The organism is Rheinheimera baltica, assembly GCF_030731985.1.
In the GTDB taxonomy this organism is placed as follows: domain Bacteria; phylum Pseudomonadota; class Gammaproteobacteria; order Enterobacterales; family Alteromonadaceae; genus Alishewanella; species Alishewanella baltica.
This window is the reverse complement of sequence record NZ_JAPJDY010000002.1, coordinates 330,260-348,668: the sequence shown is the minus strand read 5'-3', so window position 1 is coordinate 348,668 and position 18,409 is coordinate 330,260. Positions and strand designations below refer to the sequence as shown.

Genomic DNA, 18,409 nt, shown 5'->3' with positions numbered 1-18,409 from the left:
TCATCAGGTGAGGTGTTTGTTATATAGGGTTAGCTCAGGTTAGTATGTCAAAGCGTTAAAATATGTAACCTAACCAGGATAACAACAATGAAAAAGCTTACTTTAGCCGCCGCCTCAGTGGCGTTGGCACTTGGCCTTACGGCGTGTAACAATCAAGATACCGAAACGAAAGTGCAACAACCCGTAGCTGCAGAAGTCGCAGCGCCATTAGTATCGGGTATAGACACGCAATACTTTGACCCAGCCGTAAAGTTTAGCGAAGACTTTTTCCTGGCAGTTAACGGTAAATGGTTAGCCGAAACGCCTATTCCTGCTGACAAAGCCTCCTATGGTTCGTTCCATATTTTAAATGACAATTCACAGCAAGCGGTTAAAGCCATTATCGATGAAGTGTCCGCGCGCACAGACTTAAAAGCCGGTTCAGACGAGCAAAAGCTAGGCAGTTTTTACAACAGTTTTATGGATGAAGCTACGATTGAAAAGCTCGGATTAACACCACTGGCGCCGCAGCTGGATGCCATTAAAGCGCTTACCGACAAGGCGCAACTGGCGCCGCTGTTTGCCCGCTTGCAACGTGATGGTGTGGCCATTCCGTTTGGTTGGTATGTTAACAACGACGCGAAAAACTCCACCGAGTATGCAGTTTACCTTGGTCAAGGTGGTTTAGGCTTGCCCGATCGCGATTACTATTTTAAAGATGACGAAGCCTCATTAAAGCTGATTGCTGATTACAAAACCTATTTAACAGACATGTTTACCCTGGCAGGTAACTCAGATGCCGCTGCTGCAGCTGAGCGGGTATACGCGCTGGAAAAAGCACTGGCTGAGCACCACTGGACAAGGGTTGAAAGCCGCAATGCTGATAAAACGTATAACAAAATTGCCGCCACTGATCTTGATAACACTATGGGCAGCTTTGACTGGGCCAGCTTCGCAACTGGAGTAAAGCTTAATAACGTTGCCGACATTATCGTACGTCAACCAAGTTATTTTGAAGGTTTCGCTAAGGTATTAGCGGCAACTGATTTACAAAGCTGGCAAGACTATTTAAGCATTAAAACCATTCATGGCTATGCCGACAAGCTTAGCAGCAACTTTGCAGACCGCCGTTTTGCTTTTTATGGCACAACATTAAGTGGCATAGAGCAGCAGCAGCCACGTTGGAAACGCGCAGTTGCCGCTTCAGATGAGGTATTGGGTGAGCTGACCGGTAAGCTTTACGTTGAGCGACATTTCAAGCCAGAAGCGAAAGCACGTATGGAGGAATTAGTCGCTAACCTGATTAAGGCTTACGAAATCGCCATTAAAGAACTGGAATGGATGACGGAAGACACCAAAGTAGCGGCATTGGAAAAACTCAGTACCTTTACGCCGAAAATTGGTTACCCGGATAAGTGGAAAGATTACTCCGCACTTGAAATTAAAGCTGATGACCTGGTTGGTAACTTTGTTCGCTCCAGTCATTGGGGCTATGACGAAATGGTGAACAAGCTGGGTAAGCCAATCGATAAGAGCGAATGGTTTATGACTCCGCAAACGGTAAATGCCTACTACAACCCGGTAAACAACGAAATTGTATTCCCTGCGGCTATTTTACAACCGCCTTTCTTTAATATGGCAGCAGACGATGCAGTGAACTATGGCGGTATCGGTGGTGTTATTGGCCACGAAATTGGCCATGGTTTTGACGACCAGGGGGCTAAATACGATGGTAACGGTAACCTGCGCAACTGGTGGACTGAGCAAGACAGAATGCAGTTCCAGGCGCGTGGAGCTAAGTTAATTGGCCAGTACAATAAGTTTGAACCCCTGCCAGGCTTAAGCATTAACGGTGCATTGGCACTGGGTGAGAACATTGGTGACCTGGGGGGGATGACGGTAGCATTAAAAGCATACCAATTATCACTGGAAGGTAAAGAGGCGCCAGTATTAGATGGCTTTACCGGCGAACAACGCTTTTTCTTAAGCTGGGCGCAAGTGTGGCGTTCGCAATATCGCGAAGAGGCGCTTAAGCGTCAGCTAAGCACCGGGCCACACTCTCCGGCGCATTATCGTGTTATTGGCGTGCTGCCTAATATTCCGCAATTTTACACTGCCTTTGATATTAAAGAAGGCGATGCGATGTATATTGCGCCAGAGCAGCGCGTTAAGATCTGGTAATTACCCGTCGTCTTTCAAAATGCAAGGGTGTTAGCTGCGGCCATCAACTCCAATCACTTAGAGAAGCTAAGCTCATGGAGATTGATGGTCTTGCCGCCTACGTGCATGTTGAAATCCATTGGGTAATATTTTTCTGCTAGACTACACAGGCTGAGCATGCAACTGCTCAGCCTTTTTATTGGTCTGACCACTATAATAGATAATATAAAACATTCGGTTTTGCATTCACCGTATTTATACCCATTATAAGTAGGGTGGTTAACGACCAGATGTCAATTTGGCCCGAAATTTCATATAATCACGCCCATTCATTCTAAGAATGACGCTGCAGTGGCAAGACTGCAGCAAACGACCAAGAGGATCATACTGTGCTACAACAATATCGCGAACATGTGGCCGAGCGCGCAGCGCAAGGTATCCCGCCAAAACCGCTCAATGCAGAGCAGGTAGCCGCTTTAGTTGACTTGTTAAAGAACCCGCCAAAAGGCGAAGAAGAAACCCTTTTAGATTTATTGATAAACCGCGTACCACCAGGTGTGGATGAAGCCGCTTACGTTAAAGCTGGCTTTTTAGCTGCTGTTGCTAAAGGTGAAACCAACTGCAGTTTAATCAGCGCAGAACGCGCGACTGAGCTGCTGGGTACTATGATGGGTGGCTACAATATTGAGCCATTAATCAGCCTGTTAGACGATGCCAAATTGGCTCCGGTTGCTGCAAAAGCCTTATCACATACGTTATTAATTTTTGATGCGTTTCATGACGTAACAGAAAAAGCCGATGCGGGTAATGCGCATGCAAAACAAGTAGTACAAAGCTGGGCCGACGCTGAATGGTTTGAAGCCAAGCCAGCCTTAGCAGAAAAAATTACCGTTACCGTATTTAAAGTGTCGGGCGAAACCAACACCGACGATTTATCACCGGCACCCGATGCCTGGTCACGTCCTGATATCCCATTGCATGCTTTAGCGATGCTGAAAAATGCCCGCGAAGGTATCAATCCGGATCAACCGGGTACTGTCGGCCCAATCAAGCAACTGGATGAACTGAATAAGAAAGGTTTCCCACTGGCTTACGTTGGCGACGTTGTAGGTACTGGTTCTTCACGTAAATCTGCGACTAACTCTGTGCTGTGGTTTATGGGTGATGATATTCCATACGTACCAAATAAGCGCGGTGGTGGTTTTGTCTTAGGCGGCAAAATTGCGCCAATCTTCTTTAACACTATGGAAGACTCCGGTGCACTACCCATTGAAGTTGACGTAAACCAGCTGGAAATGGGCGATGTAATCGACATTCTGCCGTTCGAGGGCAAAGTGGTACGTCACGGTACTGATGAAGTACTTGCTGAATTTAGCCTGGCAACAGATGTACTTATCGATGAAGTGCGCGCTGGTGGCCGTATTCCACTAATCATTGGCCGTGGTTTAACTGACCGTGCGCGTGAATTTTTAGGCCATGGCCCATCTGACAAATTCCGTCGTCCGCAAGCTAAAGCTGATTCAGGCAAAGGCTTCACGCTGGCGCAGAAAATGGTGGGTAAAGCGTGTGGCGTGAAAGGTGTGCGCCCAGGTGTTTATTGTGAACCGAAGATGACCACCGTAGGCTCGCAAGATACTACCGGCCCAATGACGCGTGACGAGTTAAAAGACTTAGCCTGTTTAGGTTTCTCAGCCGATTTAACTATGCAGTCTTTCTGTCACACTGCGGCTTATCCAAAGCCGGTAGATGTTGATACGCACCACACGCTGCCAGATTTCATTATGAACCGTGGCGGTGTATCACTGCGTCCGGGTGATGGCATCATCCACAGCTGGTTAAACCGCATGTTACTGCCTGATACCGTAGGTACCGGTGGTGACTCGCACACCCGTTTCCCAATTGGCATTTCGTTCCCGGCGGGCTCTGGTTTAGTCGCATTTGCTGCAGCAACCGGTGTTATGCCACTGGATATGCCAGAATCAGTGTTAGTGCGCTTTAAAGGTGAAATGCAGCCGGGTATTACCCTGCGCGACCTAGTGCATGCTATTCCGTATGTGGCTATTCAAAAAGGTTTGTTAACGGTTGATAAGAAAGGCAAGAAGAACATCTTCTCTGGCCGTATTCTTGAAATCGAAGGCTTACCAAACTTAACTGTTGAGCAAGCGTTTGAATTATCTGATGCCTCAGCAGAGCGTTCAGCTGCCGGTTGTACTATTAAGCTGTCAGACGCGTCTATTGCTGAGTATTTAGAATCAAACATCGTGATGCTTAAGTGGATGATTTCTGAAGGCTACGGTGATGTACGGACTATCGAACGTCGTATTCAGGCAATGCAAGCCTGGCTGAAAGATCCGCAGTTGATGTCTGCAGATGCGGATGCTGAGTACAGCGAAATTATCGAAATTGACCTGGCTGATATTAAAGAGCCGGTACTGTGCGCGCCTAACGATCCGGATGACGCACGTTTACTGTCTGAAGTAGCCGGCGACAAGATTGATGAAGTGTTTATCGGTTCTTGTATGACCAACATTGGACACTTCCGTGCTGCAGGTAAGCTGTTAGATAAGTTCAAAGGCCAGTTACCAACGCGTTTGTGGATTGCACCACCAACGAAGATGGACCAGGCACAGTTAACCGAAGAAGGTTACTACAGCATCTTCGGTAAAGTAGGTGCCCGCACTGAAATGCCAGGCTGTTCACTGTGTATGGGTAACCAGGCGCGTGTGGCAGAGAAATCAACGGTAGTGTCTACTTCTACCCGTAACTTCCCTAACCGTTTAGGTCAGGGCGCTAACGTGTACTTAGCTTCAGCTGAGTTGGCGGCGGTAGCCTCTATCATTGGTAAGTTACCAACGGTAGCGGAGTATCTGGAATACGCGAAGCAAATCGACGCCACAGCGGCCGATACTTACCGATACCTGAACTTCCATCGCATGGAGCAGTACACCAAAAAAGCGGATAACGTGATTATTCAGCAAGCGGTGTAATTCCAGCTCTGTTGCTAAAGGCCTGCATTTGCAGGCCTTTTTTCTGCTCGCTAATATACCGCTACCAGCTACAATTTTATGACCGGTAAACAGACGAACGCTTGGCGAGCCTGACAGAGTATGCAGGCGCCGCTAGCGCAAAGCTCCAACTACTGCTTAAACATGGAACAGAAGTATGGAATACGACTTTATTTATGACCGTAATACGCTGCAGTTCAGCATTAAGCTGGCTGCAGAGCATGAGGTATTGGGCCGCTTTTTGCTGGACGAATTTGGTCAGCAGGCTGAGGCTTATCAGGCAATTATTCAGCAGCTTAGCGAGCAAAATGCTCATCAGCCTATGCAATATCAGGGTAAAGAGTTTTTGCTGGAAGTGGACGAAGGGGAAGTGACGTTAAGTCATAATACGCTGTTCTATAGCGCAGAACACCCTACAACCGAGCAACAACAAAAGCTTGAAGACGATGATTTGCAGTTGGACGAGCAGGGTATGACGATGCAATGTGGGCTGGAAGACTTGCTAAAACTGCTGCGTGAATGGCAACAGTTTCTGGCAGATTAATTCCCCGATACCTTAAGCGGTAGTAGCAGAGTAAAACGAGTACCTAGCCCTTCTGTGCTGTTAACACTGATATTACCGCGCAGTTTTTGCGTGACCAGGTTATAAACAATGTGCAAACCCAAACCGGTTCCGCCTTGATGACGGCTAGTGGTGAAGAATGGGTCAAAAATACGTTCTAAATTCTCTTTGCTAATGCCTATACCGTCGTCGGCAAATACAATTTCAACCAGATTATCACGCTGGCAACAAGTGATAGTGATATGACCAATTTCGCGATCTTTGAAGGCATGCAACATGGTATTTTGGCAAAAGTTGGTAATAATTTGACCGACAGTACCAGGGTAGCTATCCATCATAATATTATTGGCGCAGCTAACCTCAATGCTAATTTCTCGAGAGCGCCACATTAGTCGTAAGCTTTCAAGTAATTCATCTATGTATTCGGCTAGATTGAACCGACGTTGATTATCCGCAGTACGGTCGACCGATACTTGCTTAAAATTTATCACCAAATGTGCCGCACGTTGCAGGTTAGTATTGAGTAGTTGAGTCGCTTGGGTAAGTTTGTTGAGGTACTCTGTTAGTTCGGTACGGCGAATATTGCCACTTGCTAAGCGGTTTGTTAGCTGAACACTTTCTTCATTGACAATACTACTGGCGGTTAATGCCACGCCAAGCGGTGTATTAACTTCATGTGCTACACCCGCTACTAGTTGGCCTAGCGCGGCCATTTTTTCTGTGCGCACTAACTCTTTCATCGTAGACGCCAATTGTTGCACAGTGTGTTCTGCTCGGTTCTTAGACTCTTCCAGTGCCTTGCTGCGCTCATTTAACGCATTTGTGCGCTCTTCAACCAGCCAGGCAAGTTCTTCTTGTCGCTGTTGCATCTGGCGTAAACGCATAACATGTACAGTAAGTAATAGGCATATTATAAAGCTAATTATGAGGAGTCTGGCGAGCCAGGTTTCCCACCATAGCGGCAATACTGCAACAGTAAGTTGCTGCTCTTCACTCCAGCCCGACTGGGGTAAACCTGCACGCAAACGTAACAGATACGTGCCCGGCGGTAGTCGTTCAAAATCTGCAGAGCGATTGTTAGAGTCTTTAGTCGTCCACGCGGCTGACAGCGGATCTAAGCGGTATTGGAACTTTATCTGTTGGCTTTCAATAAACTCACGGGTAGAAAACTTAAAACTGACACTGCGTGAACCTGTTGCAGGAATTGTCAGGTGCTTATCGCTGTGCAGTACTTTGGCTAAAGACGCGTCTGTATTAAGGGTATCAAGCTGCAAGGGGATGCCATTGACATCAATTTCTTTAATATGTGGTGTGGCAATGTCAGGTGCTTGATATGCTAACACCAGTTCTGGGCTAAACACGGTAAAGCCATCCATACCACCAAACACAATATCGCCATTATCCAGTTTGCTGCTGGAAGCATTAATGTAGTCGCGGTTCAGCGTACCGTGGTAGGCACTAAAATTGCGAAAAGTGCTGCTTTGAGGGAGAAATACTGCAATGCCAGAGGAGGTGCTAAACCAGATGTTTCCTGCATTATCCGTCTCTGCTGATTTAAGTTGTTTACTTACCAAGCCTTGAGGATCGGTATAAGCTTTAAAACCGGCACGAGCCGGGTTGTCAAAAGGGGTTGGAATGATAAGCTCCTTTAAGCCGCCACCGTTGGTTGCCAACCAATGTTTGCCATCTGGCGTTTGCACATAATCCATTGGTGCAAACTTTAGCTCAGCCTGGTTATTGTCAAATGATGTACCAATAGCATGGTTAAAGAGCAGTTCACCGGTGCTAGCATCAAACCAAGACAAGCCATCGTAAGAGCCGACTAAGATAAATTGTTGAAGCGGTTTAATAAAAGTAATAGAGCGGCTAAAGCTATGGTGCTTCACAACAAATTGTAGCTTAGGGTCCAGTAGTACAATGCCAAACTGATCAATGGCTAACCACAAATGCGCAGACGTATCCAACATGCGTCTTACCGGACCAGCAGGCAGATCAACGGGTAAAGTTAAATCACGATAGGCACCTGTACTAATTTCAAGCTGTTTTATGCCGCTACTGTGGCCAAAAAGTATGCTGTCTGCACGTTTTAATGTGCTGTAAAACGTAATGCTTTCTTGCGGATCACCTACCGGGTTAAATTCTGCGCTGAGCCAATTCATATTGAATAAGCCATCGGCAGTGCCAGCCCAGATGTGCTGTCTCTGGCTGGCTATTGTTATAGTTGCCGGGTTTCGGGCAGCTGCCATGAGCGACAAGTCTGGCGTGATACTGGTAAATAAATTACTCGCCTGATGCAGGCGTGACACACCACCATTCCAGGTACCCACCCAAAGGCTGTTATCTTTATCTTCAAACAGTGAGATGACTTTACCGCTGCCAAGACTCGTTTGATTGTTACGTTGATGGTAGTAAGAGGCTTTTTGCTGCCACTGGCCTTCGAATAGCTGCAGCTGATTTAGCCCATGCTGGGTACCTACCCAGAGAACGCCGTTGTGATCCAGCTCAATGCTGCGAATTTCTTTGCTGGTAATACCGTTGTTGTAGCTGGCTAACGTTATTTGAATCCAATTTTCGCTGTTGGCTTCACGCAGCATCAAGCCTTCATTTTCAAGCCCTACCCATAGCCTGCCAACATCATCATATAATAAGGCCATAACGGATGCGTCAGGGTAAGGATAGTCGGTAATGTCAATTACGTTGCCACTTGAAATGTCTATACAAAATAATCCCCGTGGCGTACCCAGCCATAAGTGCCCGCTGTTATCAGTTGTTATTGCGGTGATGTTTTCTTGCTGAAAAATATGCTCGTTCGTTGCCTTCAGGGGCCAGGATAGCAGTACGTTACCGTTGGTGTTTAATAACGCAGGGCCACGCTCTGTGCCAGCCCAAAGCCGTTGTTGGTTATCCAGGTGTAATGAAAGAATGGCATTATCCAGACGCTGCTGGTTGGCTAATAAATTGACATTAGCAAAAGTTGCTGTTGAGGGAGTAAACCGGTTTAGCCCGTTTAAGGTGCCAATCCATAGTTGCTTTTGATTGTCGATAACCAGCGAGGTAACAAAGTTATCTGATACGGTATGCTGCTGTTTATCAAGTTGAAACACCTCTACACTAAAGCCGTCATAACGGTTTAACCCATTTTGGGTGCCAATCCAAATATTGCCAATGTCATCTTGTGCTATTGCGGTAACGGTGGCTTGCGATAACCCTTGTTGTATATCCAAACGAACAAAACGTGATGCTAAAGGCTCGGCGGCCAATAATACCGTATGCATTTGCAGCGCGATAAATGCTATTACCAAGACGACACATTTTTGTACGTTACGACACATAACCAACCTTGATTATTTAAACCAATACATTCTCAGTTGTGAGCTTCAAGCTGATTGTTAATAGCATGGCTAGAAACTAAACGGTATGGAAAAACTCGCTTTGCTGCAACTACTTAATTTGATGCCATCTGGTGTGAGTGTAGTTGAATTAGTTGCGCTGTGCTTGAGCTTTACCTTTGCACAGCCAGAGGGAAAAAGTGCACTAAATTGGTGCGAAATATAATCAGTTGTAACGTTGTATTTTCATAAGTGCATGATTTTGTTTGAAATGAAAAAGTGGCACAAGGTTTTCTTATATAAATTGCAATCGCATTATAAAAGTAAAAAGGAAAACGATATGAAGCTTGTATGTGCCATCATCAAGCCGTTTAAACTGGACGATGTACGCGAAGCTATTGCTGACATTGGGGTAGAAGGTTTAACGGTAACAGAAGTAAAAGGTTTCGGCCGCCAGAAAGGGCATACCGAATTATACCGCGGTGCTGAGTATCAGGTTGATTTCCTGCCTAAAGTGAAGCTGGAGATTGCTACGCTGGATGATCAGGTTGATCGCTTAATCGAAGCCATTCAAAAAGCGGCATACACCGGTCGTATTGGCGACGGTAAGATTTTCGTTTATGACCTGGAGCAGGCTGTGCGTATTCGTACCGGCGAATCTGACGCTGAAGCCATTTAAGGAGCTGTTATCATGCAAGAGCAAATTTTTCACTTACAATACGCAATGGACACCTTTTACTTTTTGGTTTGCGGTGCCCTGGTTATGTGGATGGCAGCAGGTTTTGCCATGCTGGAAGCTGGCTTAGTTCGAGCAAAAAATACGACTGAAATTTTAACTAAAAACGTCTCACTTTATGCCATTGCCTGCATTATGTATTTAGTGTGCGGCTATGAATTAATGTATGGCGGCGGTTACTTCTTGTCAGGCATTGGCGCAGTAGACGTTGATGCAACGTTAACAGAGTTTGCTGGCCGTGAAGATGGCTTCACTGGCGGTGCGATATATTCAAAAGCGTCAGACTTTTTCTTCCAGGTGGTTTTTGTTGCTACAGCGATGTCGATTGTATCAGGTGCAGTAGCTGAGCGTATGAAACTATGGGCATTTCTGGCCTTTGCAGTCGTAATGACGGCAGTAATTTACCCGATGGAAGGTAGCTGGACCTGGGGTGGCAATGCCGTATTTGGTCTGTATTCTTTAGGTGATGATTTTGGTTTCTCAGATTTTGCTGGCTCAGGCATTGTACACATGGCGGGCGCCGCTGCAGCGTTGGCAGGTGTGTTGCTGTTAGGGGCTCGTAAAGGCAAATACAGCAAAGATGGCAAAGCTATCGCTATTCCCGGTTCAAATATGCCACTAGCGACTATTGGTACTTTGATTCTGTGGATGGGCTGGTTCGGTTTTAATGGCGGCTCAGTATTAAAGCTGGGTGATATTGGCAATGCAAACAGTGTCGCCATGGTATTTTTAAACACCAATGCAGCTGCCGCCGCTGGTGCCGTTGCTGCGATGATTCTATCTGTTGTGTTGTTCCGTAAAGCCGATTTAACCATGGTATTAAATGGTGCATTAGCAGGCTTAGTGGCTATTACTGCTGAACCTTCAACCCCAACAGCGCTGCAAGCTACCTTATTTGGTGCGGTTGCGGGTGTCATTGTAGTGGTGTCTATTCTGATGATGGATAAAGTGAAAATTGATGACCCTGTAGGTGCGATTTCTGTGCACGGTGTTGTTGGGTTCTTTGGTTTGATGTTAGTACCACTAACTAAAGAAGGTACAAGCTTTGTTGGGCAATTAGTGGGTGCTGCAACCATCTTTGTTTGGGTATTTGGTACCAGCCTGATTGTGTGGTATGTGCTGAAACTGGTAATGGGTATCCGTGTTAGCGAAGAAGCAGAGTATGAAGGCGTAGACGCGTCAGAGTGTGGTATTGAAGCCTACCCTGAATTCGTCTCGTCAGTAAAGTAAGCAGCCTGGGAAGAGTTGGTGAAACTTCCCGGGAGCGAGTGAGCGAGGAGGTGGCTGCCGTATCTGCCACCGCCCCAGCGAACTGAACGACATCACCAAACTACGTCTATCCTTGTCCTTTGTCTTTTTATCTGACCCCCCGCGCTTTATAGCGCGGGGTTTTTTATTCTCTAACCCAAGCTGATTACTAGCGCATGGCGTTACTTTAAGGTTAAAAATTTAGCTTGCGGCACATCTAACTTCAGATGGCTGACAATGATGAGTAGCCCATAGCGCTGACGCTGGAGCAGAACCCTTAGTACGTGTTGTGTGGTTGCGTTATCCAGCCCGGCAAAGGGTTCATCCAACATTAACACTGGCCGCTCTGTTAACAGTAAACGAGCTAGCGCAACGCGCCGTGCTTGCCCGCCAGATATTGCTGCACCATATTCGCCCAACACGGTGTTAAGGCCGTCAGGCTGGTGTTTAGCCCAATCGGCCAAAGCAACATCGGCGAGAACTTGCCAAAGTATTTCATCACTGGCGTCGGGTGCGGCTAAACGCAGATTTTGCGCTAATGTTAAGTCAAAAATATCCAGCTGTTGCGGCAAGTAACCTAACGTCTGCTCCAGTTGCCAGTGATGAAACGGCTGGTTGTTCAACTCGAGTGTTCCGCTATAGGCCAGCTGATTTGCCAGGGCTTGTAGTAAGGTAGTTTTACCTGCGCCAGACGGGCCACTAATTAGAAGCACATCACCACTTTGTAATGAAAAGCTAATATTGTCTGGGCCATATAAAGCGTTACTCTGGCGGGCGAAAAGCTGGGAAACGTTAAGCTGAAAAGGGCCTGTAGGCACCGGTTTTTCGCTATTGTCGGCGAGTGCAGTACCCGGTATTTGGTTAAGCCGGTCTCGCGCTGACATGCTAAGCCCAAGGGCAATAAAACTGTGGCACAGTGGCATCAAGACTTCATGTAAAGCCCACAATGCCAACACTGCTGCTAGCAGTAACGGCACACTGAGCATTGTGTCGTTTACTAACGCAGTGCCTTGCCATAATAGCGCTAACAGACTTATAGCCAATAACCATTGCTGTATTAATCCACTGCGGCTGGCTAATAGTTGCTGACGTATTTGCAATGTCAGATAGGCGCTATCCTCGGTGCTGAATTGTTGTGTTTTGTCGCACCAGCGCTGCCAAAGCAGCAGTGCGGTAAGCATAGACAGTGGCTCTAGTAACATTGTACGGCGCTTTGCTGCGGCAGCGGTGTCTTGTTTTGCCAGTATTATACCGCTTCGCAGTGTGATAAGCGGAACAGCCAAAGCTAATAGCAGTGGCACGCTGGCGCTAATAAACAGTGCGGGTGCTAACCAGTACCAAAATAATAAGACTAACGCCGATAAGCTGCAGGCCCAAAACCAGGGTGCGATAACTTTTAATGGGAATTGATCAAGCAAGTCTATGTCCGTTACCAGACGCTGCAGGGTATCGCCAGAGTGGCGCTGGTTTGCGCGGCTGTTGGCTAGCGCAGTAAAGCGATTGACACGTAAGTCTTTAAGTAAGCCAAGCGCAGCATAGTGTGATGTTAATCGTTCGGCGTAGCGGCCTGCAGTGCGGCCAATGGCGCATAAACGAATAATGGCCGCTGGACGAAAATAATCAAATCCGACGGCACTGATACTTGCCAAGCCAGCTAAGGCTGCCGCACTAATAAACCAGCCTGACAATGCCAGCAACGTGACTGCCGCCAGTAGGGTAATACTCCCCAGTAGCAGGGCGAGAAGCCAGGCATTGCGGCGGCTGTGTAGTAGCGTGCGCAGCTGGATCTGCTGCCGATTTCTCTCAGGCATTGGCGGTATATCCTTGGCTTATGTTGTCGGTATCGTTAAGGGTTACCACTCTATCTACCCAATTAAGCCCTGATAGCGTGTGACTGATAATCATCACTGTTTTACCCCTGCTCAATTGGCCTATAAGTTGGTACAAACGATAGGCTGTTGCGTCATCAAGGTGCGCGCAAGGTTCGTCCAATAACCAAAGTTTGGCATCACGCAGCAGCAGTTGTGCCAGTGCTAATCGTTGTAACTGGCCACCGGATAAGCCCAGGCCGCGCTCGCCTAGCAGGGTGTTCAGTCCAAGTGGAAGTTGTTGTATCAGTTGCAATAACTCAACCTGCTGCAATACGTCTAGCAATTGCTGCTCAGTTGCCTCGGGGGCTGCCAGACGCAAATTTTCGGCAATGCTGGTCGCAGCTATCGGGCTATGTTGTGCCAGATAGGCTAACTGTTGCTGCCAGTGATCCCGATGCATCTCGCCTAAGGGAGTGTTGTTAATAAGTATATCGCCTTTAAAAGGCACAAAGCCCAACAGCGCTTGCAACATCGAAGATTTACCGCTGCCACTGTAACCTTGCAGTGCAATACGCTCAGCACGGTTAAGGTGTATATCAACCGGCGCCAGCCGCTCGCGGCCATTCGTGGTTAAAATGTGTAGCTGGCGCATGCAGATGGCGGGGGGCTGATTTAGGGTTATTTTGTTTAAACCTTGATGATGCCAGGCATGGTGTTGCAGTATTGGGGTTAGCTCCTCCAGTGCCGCTTCAGCCTGTGCTTTAGCATGGTAATCGCTACCCAGCTGGCGCAGCGGTGCATAAAATTCTGGCGCCAACAACAAAATAAATAAGGCACCCTGATAAGGCACCGGTATTACACCTTTAGCCCAGGGTAAAATGCCCAACAGCCCCAGGCCTAAATACAGTGCCAGTAATGCAATTGCCAATGCTGAAAAAAACTCCAGTACGGCACTGGATAAAAAGGCCAGTTTTAACACGCCCATACTACTGTCTCGATAACGCTGTGCTGCATTGGCGACCGACTGCGTGGCGCGATCCGTTGCTTGTAGCTGCTGCAGGGTGTTGATGCCGCGAACTAAATCCAGAAAGCGACCGCTCATACGGGCAAGTTGGCGAAACTGCTTCCTGCTGGCTTCAGCCGCGGCATTGCCCAGTAGTACCATAAACACCGGCACCAAGGGTGCGGTAAGTAATAAAATAATGCCGGCGAGTGTGCTGTAGTAAAAGGTTGCGGCTACCAACAATAATGGTGTAATCACCACCAGGTAACGCTGCACATAGTAACGGCTGATAAAGCCATCCAGTGCATCAACTTGCTCAAGTAACTTACTGCTTAAGTTGCCATCACTGCCATACAGGCTTTTACCTGGCCCTGCGCTGGCTAATTTATCCAGCAAGGTGTTACGCAACGCCAGTCGAATATGTTTGCTGGCCTGTAAACTGTATTGTTCCCGGCCATATTGCAGCAAAGGCCTAAAGAGCAAACATAGCGCTAAAGCAGGCAATATCGCCAACAGTACAGAAGCGCTAAGTGGCTGTGCTTGCTGGCTGGCCATTAGCCAATCAGCAAACACAACTGACAGCAAATAGCTCTGCAGAATAAACAGCATACTGCTGACAACCGCCAGCGACAGTGCAATACGCAGTCGTCGTTGCTGTGGCCCTAGCAGCCGGTTTAGCTGTTGAGCTGCCGTTACCGCTTTAGTCAGTTTGAGTGTCCTCGCCTTCATAGCCTTTTAATTCCAGCCACATGGCATTGATGATGCCAAAAGAACAGGCCAGTAATACCCCTAAAATCCAGGCAAAATACCACATAGAGTGCTCCTGATTAATTAATACAATGAATGGCTGTTATCACGAATATGCTGCTCGTTTAATCTGCCTCGCATGACAAAGTAGCTCCATGCCGTGTAGGCCAGAATAAGCGGTACAAAGATGCACGCTACAACGAACATGATCATCAACGTAGACTCACTGGCAGTCGCATCCCACATAGTTAGACTGTGTGCCGGATGGCTGCTTGAAGGCATAACAAACGGAAACATACTTACGCCCGCAGTCAGGATAACCATTGCCAGTGCCAGCGCAGAGCTAACAAACGCTAATATATGGCGGCGGCTTTTGCTGGCCAGCGCGCAAATTAAGAAGCCAGTAACGCCTAGTGCCGGTATTAGCCACAGCAGCGGCCATTTAGCATAGTTGGCAAACCAGGCACCGCTGGCAATGGCGACGGTTTTTTCTGTTGTGCGGTTTCCGCCGTTGGTATCTATCATACTGGTAACGCTGTAGCCATCAATGGCGCTATATAGCCAGACACCGGCCAATACAAAAAGTGCGGCACATACTAATGCTAGTATCGACGACAGTTTTTCACTGCGGGCTTTAAGTTCGCCTTCAGTCTTTAGTTGTAGATAGGTGGCGCCATGGTTAACGATCATCAGTAGGCTTAACACGCCGGCCAGTAAAGCAAAGGGGTTAAGCAATGCCCAAAAGCTGCCGGTGTAATGCAGGCGCAAAATATCGTCAAAATAAAATGGTACGCCTTGTAGCAAGTTACCAAACGCCACACCAAAAATAACGGCCGGAACTGCAGAGCCTGCAGTTAACGCCCAGTCCCAGCGACTGCGCCATTGCTCAGTATCAATTTTTGCGCGGTATTCAAAACCGATAGGGCGTAAAAATAGCGCAAATAGCGTTAGCATTAAGGCGATATAAAACCCACTGAACGAGGCCGCATACACCGTAGGCCAGGCGGCGAATAGTGCCCCACCTGCGGTAATCAGCCAAACCTGATTACCGTCCCAGTGCGGTGCAATAGCGTTAATCATTACCCGGCGTTCGTCGTTGCTATTGCCGAGTACTTTTAGTAGCGCAGCAACACCCATATCAAAGCCATCGGTTACCACAAAACCAATGAGTAATACGCCAATTAATAACCACCAGATAAATCGCAGTGCTTCGTAATCCATGTTATGCCTCCTTCGCTACTGGGCTTTCTAAGTCATATTTACCGGTATGCAAGGCGGAAGGCCCAATTTTGGCATACTTGGTCATTAACCACATTTCGATAATGACAAACACGGTATACAGCACCGCTATGGTGGCCAAACTAAACCAAATATCGCTGACACTAAGCTGAGATACCGCCATATGGGTGGGTAAAATTTCACCGATAGCCCAGGGCTGACGACCGTATTCGGCGACAAACCAACCGGCTTCACAGGCAATCCAAGGCAAAGGTAGGCTAAATATGGCAAATTTGAGTAACCATTTCGGCTTGTTGACGGTACGCTTGGCGCTATGCCAAAAGGCGAATGCAAACAGCAGTAACATTGACACACCGCAGGCAACCATAATGCGGAAACTCCAAAATAATGGCCACACTTTAGGTACTGAGGCTTCTACAGCCAGTGCAATCTGTTCGGCCGTGGCATTGGCAACATCATCGGTATAGGCGGTGAGTAGCATACCGTAACCTAAATCATCGCTAACCGCGTTAAAGCGAGCCACTGTAGCGGCTGACTTGTCACCAGCGCGGTATTGCTTCATTAATACGTAAGCTTCCTGGCCGCGAATAATGCGCTGCAGATGCTGGGCTTTTAGCTCTGTTAGCCCAGGCACTTCTTCGTCTAGTGAACGGGTAGCAATAAGCCCAAGCACAGCGGGTATTTTTAATGCGAAGTCGGTTGTTTGTGTTTCTGCATTTGGTAAGCCAAACACGGTAAAAGCGGCAGGAGCCGGATGGGTGTTCCATTCTGCTTCTACGGCAGCCAATTTTACTTTTTGTACATCACCTAGCTCGTAACCAGACTCATCACCCAGCACAATTACCGACAGCGCACTGGCTAAACCAAAAGCTGAAGCAATAGCGAAACTGCGTCTTGCAAAGGCTAAATCACGGCCTTTTAGTAAATACCAGCTGGAAATTGCCAGCACAAAAACGGCGCCGGTAACATAGCCTGCCGATACGGTATGAACAAACTTAACCTGAGCTACCGGATTAAATATTACCTCGCTGAAGCTGGTGAGCTCCATGCGCATAGTATCAATATTAAAGACGGAACCTACCGGGTGCTGCATCCAGCCATTAGCAACCAGGATCCACAATGCCGACAAGTTGGTGCCTAGTGCCATCAGCCAGGTAACGGCCAGGTGTTTCTCTTTACTTAGGCGATCCCAGCCAAAAAAGAATAACCCAATCAGCGTAGATTCAAGGAAGAACGCCATCAAGGCTTCTATGGCTAGTGGTGCACCAAAAATATCGCCAACATAGTGCGAATAGTAGGACCAGTTCGTACCAAACTGAAACTCCATCGCAATACCGGTGGTAACCCCTAGCGCAAAGTTTATACCAAATAATTTACCCCAAAACTTAGTCATATCGCGATAGATGGTTTTACCAGTCATAACATAGACTGACTCCATTATTGCCAGTAAAAATGTCATGCCAAGGGTTAAAGGGACAAACAAAAAGTGGATCATTGCCGTAAAGGCAAACTGAAGTCGGGACAGGTCTACAATATCCATCTGCTTACTCCGCAAGCGCAGGTTAAAAAGGAGCACTGCAGCTACAAAGGTAGTACAGTCTGGCCACTATACTTGCATCGATGGCCAGCGCTTATGCGCTGGATCAAGTTTCTGTTTAGATATATTAGTAAAGTTGAATGCGTTAGCGTTTGCGGGCTAGGAAGGTATCAACCGCTTGATTGGAGGCAGCAAGTTTTTTGCGGCCTTGTGGGCAGGTTTGTGTCAGTAAAATAAACAGGGTGTCTATTACTAATTCTTGTGCGTTTCGCGCCAGGATTGATGACAAGCGCGCAGAGCTCTCATCGGCAACGGTAAATAAATTTAGGCTGGCCAGTTTAGCCACACTGTTGCCGCCAAAAGCGGTAATACTGATAATTTTAACGCCGTTGGCTGCAGCTTGTTCGGTAATTTTTACGCTATCAGGCGTTTCGCCAGATTCACTTAATACCACTAAAACATCGTCACTGGTGTAATTGGCAATATTGGCCAGCTGGACATGGGTATCGGTTTCTGCCAGCGCGGCGGTACCTAACTTTTGCAGCTTGTATGATAAGTCTTTTGCCACCAGTGCAGAGCCACCTTTGCCACACAGCAGCACGCGTTTTGCGTTACGCAGCAACATTGCAGCCTGCTCAAAACTGGTTTGTGAGTTAATGGCGAAGGTTTTTTGCAGCACATTAATTTTGCTGGCCAGTAATTTTTGGCTCATGGTGCTAAAGGTATCGTCCAGTGAAATTTCACCGTGCAGTTTATCTGTACTGGCCGCAGGTGTTTGATGATGCAAGCTGTCACTGATAGCAAATTTAAAATCGGGGTAGCCTTTGTAACCTAACTTCTGAGTAAAACGCACCACACTGGCCTGACTAATGCCTACAGCTTTGGCCAACATCTGTGATGGCATATCACGGATATGATCTGGATTCGCCAGAATATATTCTGCAAGCTGCTGTTCAGCGCGCGGAAATTTATCGCGTAGGGCGGCAATTTTATCAAGTACAGACATCGGATATCCTTTGTGCTATGCGCAACACCAACAGATTTTGCCATAGT

Annotated in this window: 13 protein-coding genes; 6 read left to right on the top strand and 7 right to left on the bottom strand. The window is 47.4% G+C overall.

Annotation, left to right across the window (positions count from 1 at the left end; all coding sequences use genetic code 11):
- Positions 1 to 87 precede the first annotated feature (87 nt).
- From ORJ00_RS04470 to ORJ00_RS04460, 3 genes are all read left to right on the top strand, one after another.
- The gene (locus ORJ00_RS04470) at positions 88 to 2,160 is read left to right on the top strand and encodes a M13 family metallopeptidase (RefSeq protein ID WP_306139103.1); all 2,073 of its coding nucleotides are present in this window, start codon (positions 88 to 90) and stop codon (positions 2,158 to 2,160) included.
- A gap of 368 nt (positions 2,161 to 2,528) precedes the next feature.
- Positions 2,529 to 5,126 carry a bifunctional aconitate hydratase 2/2-methylisocitrate dehydratase gene (acnB, locus tag ORJ00_RS04465; RefSeq protein WP_306139102.1) on the top strand — a complete coding sequence of 866 codons (2,598 nt, stop codon included), beginning with the start codon at positions 2,529 to 2,531 and terminating at the stop codon, positions 5,124 to 5,126.
- Positions 5,127 to 5,301: 175 nt separating this feature from the next.
- Positions 5,302 to 5,688: a YacL family protein gene (locus ORJ00_RS04460; protein ID WP_306139101.1), complete on the top strand. Its 387-nt coding sequence runs from the start codon at positions 5,302 to 5,304 to the stop codon at positions 5,686 to 5,688.
- On the opposite strand, the gene ORJ00_RS04455 is transcribed toward ORJ00_RS04460, so the two are convergent.
- On the bottom strand, positions 5,685 to 9,038 hold the full coding sequence (locus tag ORJ00_RS04455; protein WP_306139100.1) for a sensor histidine kinase: 3,354 nt from the start codon (positions 9,036 to 9,038) through the stop codon (positions 5,685 to 5,687). The genes ORJ00_RS04460 and ORJ00_RS04455 overlap by 4 nt on opposite strands.
- 85 nt (positions 9,039 to 9,123) lie before the next feature.
- Here ORJ00_RS04455 and ORJ00_RS04450 point away from each other — a divergent pair, with 85 nt between their 5' ends.
- From ORJ00_RS04450 to ORJ00_RS04440, 3 genes are all read left to right on the top strand, one after another.
- On the top strand, positions 9,124 to 9,261 hold the full coding sequence (locus ORJ00_RS04450) for a hypothetical protein (protein ID WP_306139099.1): 138 nt from the start codon (positions 9,124 to 9,126) through the stop codon (positions 9,259 to 9,261).
- Positions 9,262 to 9,375: 114 nt separating this feature from the next.
- On the top strand, positions 9,376 to 9,714 hold the full coding sequence (glnK, locus tag ORJ00_RS04445; RefSeq protein ID WP_027672351.1) for a P-II family nitrogen regulator: 339 nt from the start codon (positions 9,376 to 9,378) through the stop codon (positions 9,712 to 9,714).
- Positions 9,715 to 9,726: 12 nt separating this feature from the next.
- Positions 9,727 to 11,001 carry an ammonium transporter gene (locus tag ORJ00_RS04440; RefSeq protein ID WP_306136855.1) on the top strand — a complete coding sequence of 425 codons (1,275 nt, stop codon included), beginning with the start codon at positions 9,727 to 9,729 and terminating at the stop codon, positions 10,999 to 11,001.
- 200 nt (positions 11,002 to 11,201) lie between these two features.
- Here the strand turns inward: ORJ00_RS04440 and ORJ00_RS04435 are convergent, their stop codons facing one another.
- The 6 genes from ORJ00_RS04435 to ORJ00_RS04410 all read right to left on the bottom strand — a co-directional run bounded on the left by ORJ00_RS04435 (position 11,202) and on the right by ORJ00_RS04410 (position 18,362).
- Entirely contained in the window at positions 11,202 to 12,830 is a 1,629-nt protein-coding gene (locus ORJ00_RS04435; protein ID WP_306139098.1) for an amino acid ABC transporter ATP-binding/permease protein, read from the bottom strand.
- Complete coding sequence (gene cydD, locus ORJ00_RS04430) at positions 12,823 to 14,562, bottom strand: thiol reductant ABC exporter subunit CydD (RefSeq protein ID WP_306139097.1); 1,740 nt, start codon at positions 14,560 to 14,562, stop codon at positions 12,823 to 12,825. Before cydD ends, ORJ00_RS04435 begins: the two co-directional genes overlap by 8 nt.
- Entirely contained in the window at positions 14,534 to 14,647 is a 114-nt protein-coding gene (gene cydX / locus ORJ00_RS04425; protein ID WP_027670741.1) for a cytochrome bd-I oxidase subunit CydX, read from the bottom strand. Before cydX ends, cydD begins: the two co-directional genes overlap by 29 nt.
- A 17-nt stretch (positions 14,648 to 14,664) precedes the next feature.
- Positions 14,665 to 15,801, bottom strand: coding sequence for a cytochrome d ubiquinol oxidase subunit II (gene cydB / locus ORJ00_RS04420; RefSeq protein ID WP_305977189.1), 1,137 nt, complete (start codon positions 15,799 to 15,801; stop codon positions 14,665 to 14,667).
- 1 nt (position 15,802) lies between these two features.
- Positions 15,803 to 17,359 carry a cytochrome ubiquinol oxidase subunit I gene (locus ORJ00_RS04415; protein WP_306139096.1) on the bottom strand — a complete coding sequence of 519 codons (1,557 nt, stop codon included), beginning with the start codon at positions 17,357 to 17,359 and terminating at the stop codon, positions 15,803 to 15,805.
- 142 nt (positions 17,360 to 17,501) lie between these two features.
- Positions 17,502 to 18,362 carry a MurR/RpiR family transcriptional regulator gene (locus ORJ00_RS04410; protein WP_305977187.1) on the bottom strand — a complete coding sequence of 287 codons (861 nt, stop codon included), beginning with the start codon at positions 18,360 to 18,362 and terminating at the stop codon, positions 17,502 to 17,504.
- Positions 18,363 to 18,409 lie beyond the last annotated feature (47 nt).

Bases quoted from the DNA above. Each gene is read 5' to 3' on its own strand.
- cydX (WP_027670741.1), bottom strand. From the start codon at position 14,647: ATGTGGTATTTTGCCTGGATTTTAGGGGTATTACTGGCCTGTTCTTTT.
- cydB (WP_305977189.1), bottom strand. From the start codon at position 15,801: ATGGATTACGAAGCACTGCGATTTATCTGGTGGTTATTAATTGGCGTA.
- glnK (WP_027672351.1), top strand. From the start codon at position 9,376: ATGAAGCTTGTATGTGCCATCATCAAGCCGTTTAAACTGGACGATGTA.
- ORJ00_RS04415 (WP_306139096.1), bottom strand. From the start codon at position 17,359: ATGGATATTGTAGACCTGTCCCGACTTCAGTTTGCCTTTACGGCAATG.
- ORJ00_RS04440 (WP_306136855.1), top strand. From the start codon at position 9,727: ATGCAAGAGCAAATTTTTCACTTACAATACGCAATGGACACCTTTTAC.
- ORJ00_RS04410 (WP_305977187.1), bottom strand. From the start codon at position 18,362: ATGTCTGTACTTGATAAAATTGCCGCCCTACGCGATAAATTTCCGCGC.
- ORJ00_RS04450 (WP_306139099.1), top strand. From the start codon at position 9,124: ATGGAAAAACTCGCTTTGCTGCAACTACTTAATTTGATGCCATCTGGT.
- ORJ00_RS04435 (WP_306139098.1), bottom strand. From the start codon at position 12,830: ATGCCTGAGAGAAATCGGCAGCAGATCCAGCTGCGCACGCTACTACAC.
- ORJ00_RS04455 (WP_306139100.1), bottom strand. From the start codon at position 9,038: ATGTGTCGTAACGTACAAAAATGTGTCGTCTTGGTAATAGCATTTATC.
- cydD (WP_306139097.1), bottom strand. From the start codon at position 14,562: ATGAAGGCGAGGACACTCAAACTGACTAAAGCGGTAACGGCAGCTCAA.
- ORJ00_RS04460 (WP_306139101.1), top strand. From the start codon at position 5,302: ATGGAATACGACTTTATTTATGACCGTAATACGCTGCAGTTCAGCATT.
- ORJ00_RS04470 (WP_306139103.1), top strand. From the start codon at position 88: ATGAAAAAGCTTACTTTAGCCGCCGCCTCAGTGGCGTTGGCACTTGGC.